Source organism: Oscillatoria sp. CS-180 (genome assembly GCF_028330965.1).
Taxonomy (GTDB): domain Bacteria; phylum Cyanobacteriota; class Cyanobacteriia; order Phormidesmidales; family Phormidesmidaceae; genus Halomicronema.
The window spans coordinates 1-6,342 of record NZ_JAQMUB010000039.1 but is presented as its reverse complement, the minus strand read 5'-3'; the positions used below and the strand labels follow the sequence as shown (position 1 = coordinate 6,342).

General features: G+C 49.0%; 10 protein-coding genes. 7 read left to right on the top strand and 3 right to left on the bottom strand.

The window, feature by feature from the left end:
- Positions 1-86: 86 nt before the first annotated feature.
- From PN498_RS09865 to PN498_RS09840, 6 genes are all read left to right on the top strand, one after another.
- Positions 87-245 (top strand): hypothetical protein, encoded by a 159-nt coding sequence (locus PN498_RS09865; protein ID WP_272062570.1) that lies wholly within the window; start codon positions 87-89, stop codon positions 243-245.
- A 312-nt stretch (positions 246-557) separates the two neighbouring features.
- Positions 558-1,136 carry a helix-turn-helix domain-containing protein gene (locus PN498_RS09860; RefSeq protein WP_272062569.1) on the top strand — a complete coding sequence of 193 codons (579 nt, stop codon included), beginning with the start codon at positions 558-560 and terminating at the stop codon, positions 1,134-1,136.
- Positions 1,097-1,468, top strand: coding sequence for a transposase (locus tag PN498_RS09855; protein ID WP_272062568.1), 372 nt, complete (start codon positions 1,097-1,099; stop codon positions 1,466-1,468). The genes PN498_RS09860 and PN498_RS09855 overlap by 40 nt, the downstream gene beginning before the upstream one ends.
- A gap of 424 nt (positions 1,469-1,892) precedes the next feature.
- Positions 1,893-2,123, top strand: a complete 231-nt coding sequence (locus PN498_RS09850) for an addiction module protein (RefSeq protein ID WP_272062567.1) — start codon at positions 1,893-1,895, stop codon at positions 2,121-2,123.
- On the top strand, positions 2,120-2,410 hold the full coding sequence (locus tag PN498_RS09845; protein ID WP_272062566.1) for a type II toxin-antitoxin system RelE/ParE family toxin: 291 nt from the start codon (positions 2,120-2,122) through the stop codon (positions 2,408-2,410). The genes PN498_RS09850 and PN498_RS09845 overlap by 4 nt, the downstream gene beginning before the upstream one ends.
- A gap of 226 nt (positions 2,411-2,636) precedes the next feature.
- The gene (locus PN498_RS09840) at positions 2,637-2,795 is read left to right on the top strand and encodes a hypothetical protein (protein WP_272062565.1); all 159 of its coding nucleotides are present in this window, start codon (positions 2,637-2,639) and stop codon (positions 2,793-2,795) included.
- Between the two features lie 320 nt (positions 2,796-3,115).
- On the opposite strand, the gene PN498_RS09835 is transcribed toward PN498_RS09840, so the two are convergent.
- Together PN498_RS09835 and PN498_RS09830 are read right to left on the bottom strand one after the other, a co-directional pair.
- Positions 3,116-3,865: a nucleotidyltransferase family protein gene (locus PN498_RS09835; RefSeq protein WP_272062564.1), complete on the bottom strand. Its 750-nt coding sequence runs from the start codon at positions 3,863-3,865 to the stop codon at positions 3,116-3,118.
- A 273-nt stretch (positions 3,866-4,138) separates the two neighbouring features.
- Positions 4,139-4,741, bottom strand: a complete 603-nt coding sequence (locus PN498_RS09830) for a Uma2 family endonuclease (RefSeq protein WP_272062562.1) — start codon at positions 4,739-4,741, stop codon at positions 4,139-4,141.
- A gap of 189 nt (positions 4,742-4,930) precedes the next feature.
- Here PN498_RS09830 and PN498_RS09825 point away from each other — a divergent pair, with 189 nt between their 5' ends.
- Positions 4,931-6,124: a MerR family transcriptional regulator gene (locus PN498_RS09825; protein WP_272062561.1), complete on the top strand. Its 1,194-nt coding sequence runs from the start codon at positions 4,931-4,933 to the stop codon at positions 6,122-6,124.
- A gap of 8 nt (positions 6,125-6,132) precedes the next feature.
- On the opposite strand, the gene PN498_RS09820 is transcribed toward PN498_RS09825, so the two are convergent.
- The coding region (locus PN498_RS09820) for a hypothetical protein (protein WP_272062560.1) at positions 6,133-6,342 on the bottom strand (210 nt) is incomplete at its 5' end.

The window sequence follows — 6,342 nt, the reverse complement described above, 5'->3', positions numbered from 1 at the left end:
TGATGCAAATCACGATTAACCTCCCACCCGACTTAGAGCAAGACTTGATTCGCTAGGCTGCTCAGGCCAACATTCCGCTACAAACCTTGGTTTTGCAAGCTCTACGTCAGGTGGCTCAACCGAGCGATGCCGGTACATCCCAGTGGTCAGACATTGTCTTGTCTTACGAGGGCACTCCCGACTTCCCTGCATTCGAATCCTATCGAGACGAACTCCTGCCACCGCGTGAACAGGAACTGTTTTGATGCGCTATCTCCTTTATACCTGCGTCATCAGCGACTTCATCAAAGGCGAAGCTGGACGGACATGTACCGCTGATTAAACAATTCGGTCTAGAAAGTCTCTAGCAGTTCATAGAATATTTTCTCTATCTCGTTGTGGTGAATATTGATATCTTCCACAATAGTATTGAGCTTATTAGCATTAATCAGAAAGCCGTATATTTTAGTCGCGACATGGTGAAAAGCCATCAGATTAGTAATAATTAAGACAATCTCTTGCGAACCTGCTACGTCTCTTTCTTTTAGTAAGCTGTCAAATTTCCTAAGCGTATCTCGATGAGAGAATTTTCCCATAGGCAACTCAATGCTGATACCGAGGTTCGCAATTCATGCTGTCCCCTTCAGGCTTCACCGGCCAAAACTAAGGCGATAGAGGAACTCAAGACCTTTATTAGCACTGAACGTGATGCTCGCCAAGTGAAGAAAGCACTGGCGGTCAAGTTGATCTATCAAGACTATGGATATGAGGTCATCACCGGGATCTTGGAGGTGTCCTTGGGAGCCTTGAGCAAATGGAAACAGGCCGACGAACGGGACGGCTTAGTTGGCTTTCGGCCTCAGCACAAAGGCCGTCAGAGTTATTTGACGTCGCCAGAGCGAGAGGCGGTGCTGCAGTGGTTGCAGACTAAGACCATCTGGGAGTTGAGTGAATTGGAGTTTCATCTGGCCGAGACCTATGACGTGGTGTACGAGTCGAAGCAAAGCTACTACGACTTGTTTGCCGCTACGGACTTGAGTTGGAAAAAGACGAGTAAAGTCAACCCCAAGGCAGACGCTCAGGCGGTGTCCGCAAAAAAGTCGAAATCCAGCGGCTATTGGCACGCTACCAAGACGAGATCGCAGCTGGACGCTTAAGAGTGCTGTTTGTGGATGAATGTCATCTCCTGAGTGGCGAGCTGCAGGGCTACGTGTGGGGGCGAACGGGGGAGCGGGTAGAGGTGCCTATCGTCAACGAACGGGAGCGCCAAACTTACTATGGAGCCTTAGATTTACTGAGCAAACGTCTGCTCGTTCAAGCACATGAGAACGGGAATACCACCGGGACGATTGAATATCTGAAGTGTCTACAAACGCAATGGCCGGAGCAGCGTTTATTGATTCTTTGGGATGGGGCTAGTTACCACCGCTCCAAGGAACTACAGGCCTTTCTCGCACAAGTAAATGTTGGCTTAGATGCCGACGCTTAGAAAATTCACTGTGTTCGCTTTGCCCCCAATGACCCGAGTCAAAATCCGATTGAAGATGCTTGGTTACAAGCTAAAACATGGCTAAGACGGATATCTGGACTGCGCCCCTGCTTTTCAGCGCTCAAAGCCCTCTTCGAGCAGTTTTTTCGGCTTGAGGTGTTCGATTTCCCCAAACTGCATCAATATGGCTCCTTTTCATGAATCAAATAGGATCGCTATATGAGAATTAGCGAAGAGTTAAGGGAATCTAGTGCACAACTTGGAGAAGTCAATCGCAGGGGAGAATACAAATTTAGAATAGTGGCGAACAGACCTAAGTTTTATCATCTTTATCCCGATCCTCCACAGCGGTAATCTAAGTTCTTTTCATGTCGATTTTTGATACGCTTGTTCAAGGTTTAGCTTTCTGCGAGGGGTTAGTACTATGCGGTCAATCGAGCAACTGACTGAGGAGATATTATCCCTGCCTAGTGAGTCAAGAGCACTCCTAGCAGATAAGTTGGTGGAAAGCTTAGAGTTTGATACTGCCTCGGCGATCCAGTCCGTTTGGGTTACTGAGGCTAAGCGGCGCAGAGATGAAGTTCGGAATGGTTCTGTTCAGCCAATTTCAGGCGAAGATGCCTTAGCGCAAGTCAGACGGCTGATTGAGCCATGAGGTACGTATTTCATCCTGAAGCGCTGAGTGAATATGTTAAAGCAGTTCAATACTACACAGAGCAGAGAGTTGAGATTGCTCAAGCGTTCATAAACGCGATCGAGGATACAGTTTATCGGATCAGGGAAGCCCCAACCCGCTATGCCGCGATTGATGAAGATGTTCGGCGATGTATGGCGCGTAAGTTTCCTTACGGTGTTCTCTATACAATTGAGCTAGACTACATCCTGATTTTGGCGGTCATGCATTGCAGTCGTGAGCCTGAATACTGGAAAAGTCGCAAGTAGCTGGAACTGCCAGCCGCCTAACACTGCGTGGCAGCGGACGGACGAAAGCTGCTGGTGCTGAGTTCAAGATTATTTGCTGCCGCTGCACTTCACCGTTAAAGATGAGTGGTGGATTATATTTGGCAATTCATGGAGACAACTGATGCAAATCACGATTAACCTCCCACCCGACTTAGAGCAAGACTTGATTCGCTAGGCTGCTCAGGCCAACATTCCGCTACAAACCTTGGTTTTGCAAGCACTGCGCCGGGTGGCTCAACCCAGCGATGCCGGTACATCCAAATGGTCAGACATTGTCTTGTCTTACGAGGGCACTCCCGACTTCCCTGCATTCGAATCCTATCGAGACGAACTCCTGCCACCCCGTGAACCGGAACTGTTTTGATGCGCTATCTTCTTGATACCTGCGTCATTAGCGACTTCATCAAAGGCGAAGCTGGAACGATCGCAAGCCTCCAAGCAAACACCACCTGTTGACATTGCCATTTCAGCTATTACTGTTATGGAGCTACGCTACGGCTTAGCCCTCAATCCGCACGTAACGAGCTTAGAAAATTGAACCCGCGATGGTCCAAAGACCGGTCTTCGACCATCGCCAGCATTTTGTCTTCTGAAAAAATCCTGTCTTTCAGCTACAGAGTTAGAGCTGATTTAGGAATCACTGGTTGGGATAACGGACATGTACCGCTGATTAAACAATTCGGTCTAGAAAGTCTCTAGCAGTTCATAAAATATTTTCTCTATCTCGTTGTGGTGAATATTGATATCTTCCACAATAGTATTGAGCTTATCAGCATTAATCAGAAAGCCATATATTTTAGTCGCGACATGGCGAAAAGCCATTAGATTAGTAATAATCAAGACAATCTCTTGCGAACCTGCTACGTCTCTTTCTTTTAGTAAGCTGTCAAATTTCCTAAGCGTATCTCGATGAGAGAACTTTCCCGTAGGCAAGTCGATACTGAGATATTTCAAGAAACGAATGATTAAATGTTCAATAGCATTGTAATACCCTAAGCATTCGTACGTGAGTGCAGAGACTTTTATCTTTGGCTCTACCTCTAATTTGGAAAAAGTCTCAATGTTGTCATAGACCTTATTGAGGTTTTCTAGACCAAAGGCAATTTCTTGCTTGAGAATATCTACACTCATGAGAACTTTCCCTTCCGTTAAAATCCTTTCTCGGAAGTAACCATGGCTGTTATCAAAATCAATGATACTCAGTGAACGATGAGAGGCCATCAAGCACTCAGCTAAGGCTCGAAAAAAGTTTTTGCTAGGTAATCCTTCTACACAGAGATCAATATCTGAATCGGGTCGATAGGTTCCCCTCGCCATAGACCCGTAAAGAATCACCTGATTAGCACCGTAGCGTGATAAAACAGAGCCTGCCATAGTGAGATCTAGCAGGACATCAGCAGGCAATAATGCTTGTTCGATCGCTAATTTCTCCATGACTTCGGAGTTACTACATGACCACCCTAACGCGTTTTGTAGGCATCACTTGAACGATTCTCTCGTTGCTGCTATTGCGCTCAATGCAACTGAGAAATGCTGCAGAGCCTATTCAGCACGATAGGCTTTCGGCGTAATACCTGTCAGTTGTCGGAATTTTCACCCCGGATGGCTGTGGCTATTGAAACTGTACTCAAGAGCGATCGCGATCTCAGCGTCCTGCGCCTAGGTTTACTCAATTGGGCGAGAACAAACGGATTAGATGGATTTTGCCTACCAAATTTTTGCCATCTGCAACTGGAACCCTGGTAGTTCTGGGTCGCCGTTTACCCCGTCAGGGTTCTCCAAAATCTTAGGTTCTTGACCGGGGCGATAGACATGAACGTGATGCTGTTTGCGATCAATCAGAAATCCCAGCAGCGCTCCATTTGCTATGTATTCTTCCATCTTGGCCTTCAGTCCACTCAAAGCATCGCTGGATGACTTGAGCTCAACAACAAAATCCGGACAAATAGGCGCAAAGGATGCCTTCTCGTCCTCTGTCAATGCATTCCAGCGTTCGAGTCGAATCCACGCTGCGTCGGGAGATCGCGTCGCGCCATTGGGCAGAGTGAAGCCAGCACTGGAATCAAAGGTTTCCCCACTCCCATCTTGATCCGCCCAGTTGGCCAACTGTTGGGCAATCTTGAGGTTGCGATTGCCTGTGTCTGAAAAGGCGGGTGGCATGATGATAACTTCTCCATCAGCGCTGCGTTCGATCCGCAGATCACGATTGGCCTGACAAAATTCATAAAACTCCGCCATTGTCATCTCAATCGGCATTGGCAGGTTTACCGTCAAAGGAATGCTCTCCGTCTGAATTAGCAGCGTTGTCATGGGTCACCTTTGGTTGTCCAATCGCAGAGACTAGCGTTAATCATTACAGCGATCCTAGTCTTGATCAAAACTGTTGATGCCACAAAGCCAGCCAACAAAATTCCTGCCGACTCCTTGAGTCTCACGTTACGTCACCCCCTAGCATCTAAGCATCAACCGCATTCTTCTGGATAGGAGCTGAAGGGCTTTATGGCTAACCTGTTGCAAATTGGGGAATTGGCAAAACAGACTGGACTGTCAATCCGCACCTTGCGGTACTACGACGAGATTGGTCTGCTGGTGCCCTCACACCGCACCGAGGCGGAGTATCGACTTTACAGCGAAGCCGATATTGCCCGACTCCAGCAAATCTTGTCATTGCGGCAGTTGGGGTTTGCGCTTAAGGAAATTCGCGAGTGTCTGGAGAACCCTGAATATTCATTGCCGCAGGTGATTGACCTGCATCTAGCGCGCCTGCAAGAGCAGATGGCGGTATCGCGATCGCTCTTCGCCCAGCTCAGCAAGCTGGCCCAACAGCTTCAAAGCTCTCAGTCTGTCGCGGTTGAAGACCTGATCACCACAATGGAGACGATTACCATGACCCAGCAATATTTGACCCAGGAACAGCAGAATTTACTCGAAGGTCGACTCAATCAAGACCAGCAGGCCGAATTGCAGCAGTTTCTGACCCAGGTGCGATCGTATCAAGCCGAAGGGCGTGACCTCAACGATCCAGAGGTCCAGCAGATGGCGTGGCAGTGGCGGGAGGGTCTTCTCTCCCTCGTCGGTGGCGACCTCCAGTTCTACGAAGCACTGATGCGGCTTTACCAACAAGAAGGGGCCGAAGCGGCGAGCCGGGGCAGGCTAGATGGGCCAACGATGGAATACATTCTTAAAGCGGTGGCGATGCTGTCGGTGCGGGAAGAGTTGTCAGTGCGGGAAGAGTTGGTGGGGTTTGCGCTGGGTCGTTTAGCGCCAGAAACTTATGCCGTGCTGACCCAAGGGCAGGCAGCCATGCGCAAGTTGCAGCTTAACTTTTTGGGTACGGAAGGACTGCTGCTGGGCCTGCTCGCAGTTGAAACGAGTGTGGCAGCCCAAGCGCTGGGAGAGCAAGGCGTGGGCTTTGCCTCAGCAGAAACCCTGATTCGCGACTGGTTAGCCAACCACACCGTGCCACCGACCGACATTCCCACCGAAATTCCGTTTACCCCCCGCACCTGCCGCATATTGGAACTAGCTGCTAAGCAAGTGCAACGGCAGGGAGACGGTCAGATCACCCCGCAGCATCTGCTGCTCGGCATTTTGCAAGAAGGCGAAACGGGGGGTGGCCTGGCGATGCACGTCTTGCAAACATGCGGTGTGGACTGCGATCGCCTGAAGCAACAGCTCAATAATCCTTGCTGACTCTATCCCTAAATCCCCACATCTTGGGGACAACGGTTTGCCCACATCCGTTTATATTTTTGAGTTGTTGACGTTAGTCCTTGATTTTGGACAAATAGAGTTGTGCCTGCGCTGCAACCACAGGCTGTGAGTGCCCCAAACCAGACAACTAAGCCGATTGTTGAGTGTCCTTGCAAGGACAAAGCTTTTGCGATGGATGAAACTTGACCAGCGGACAG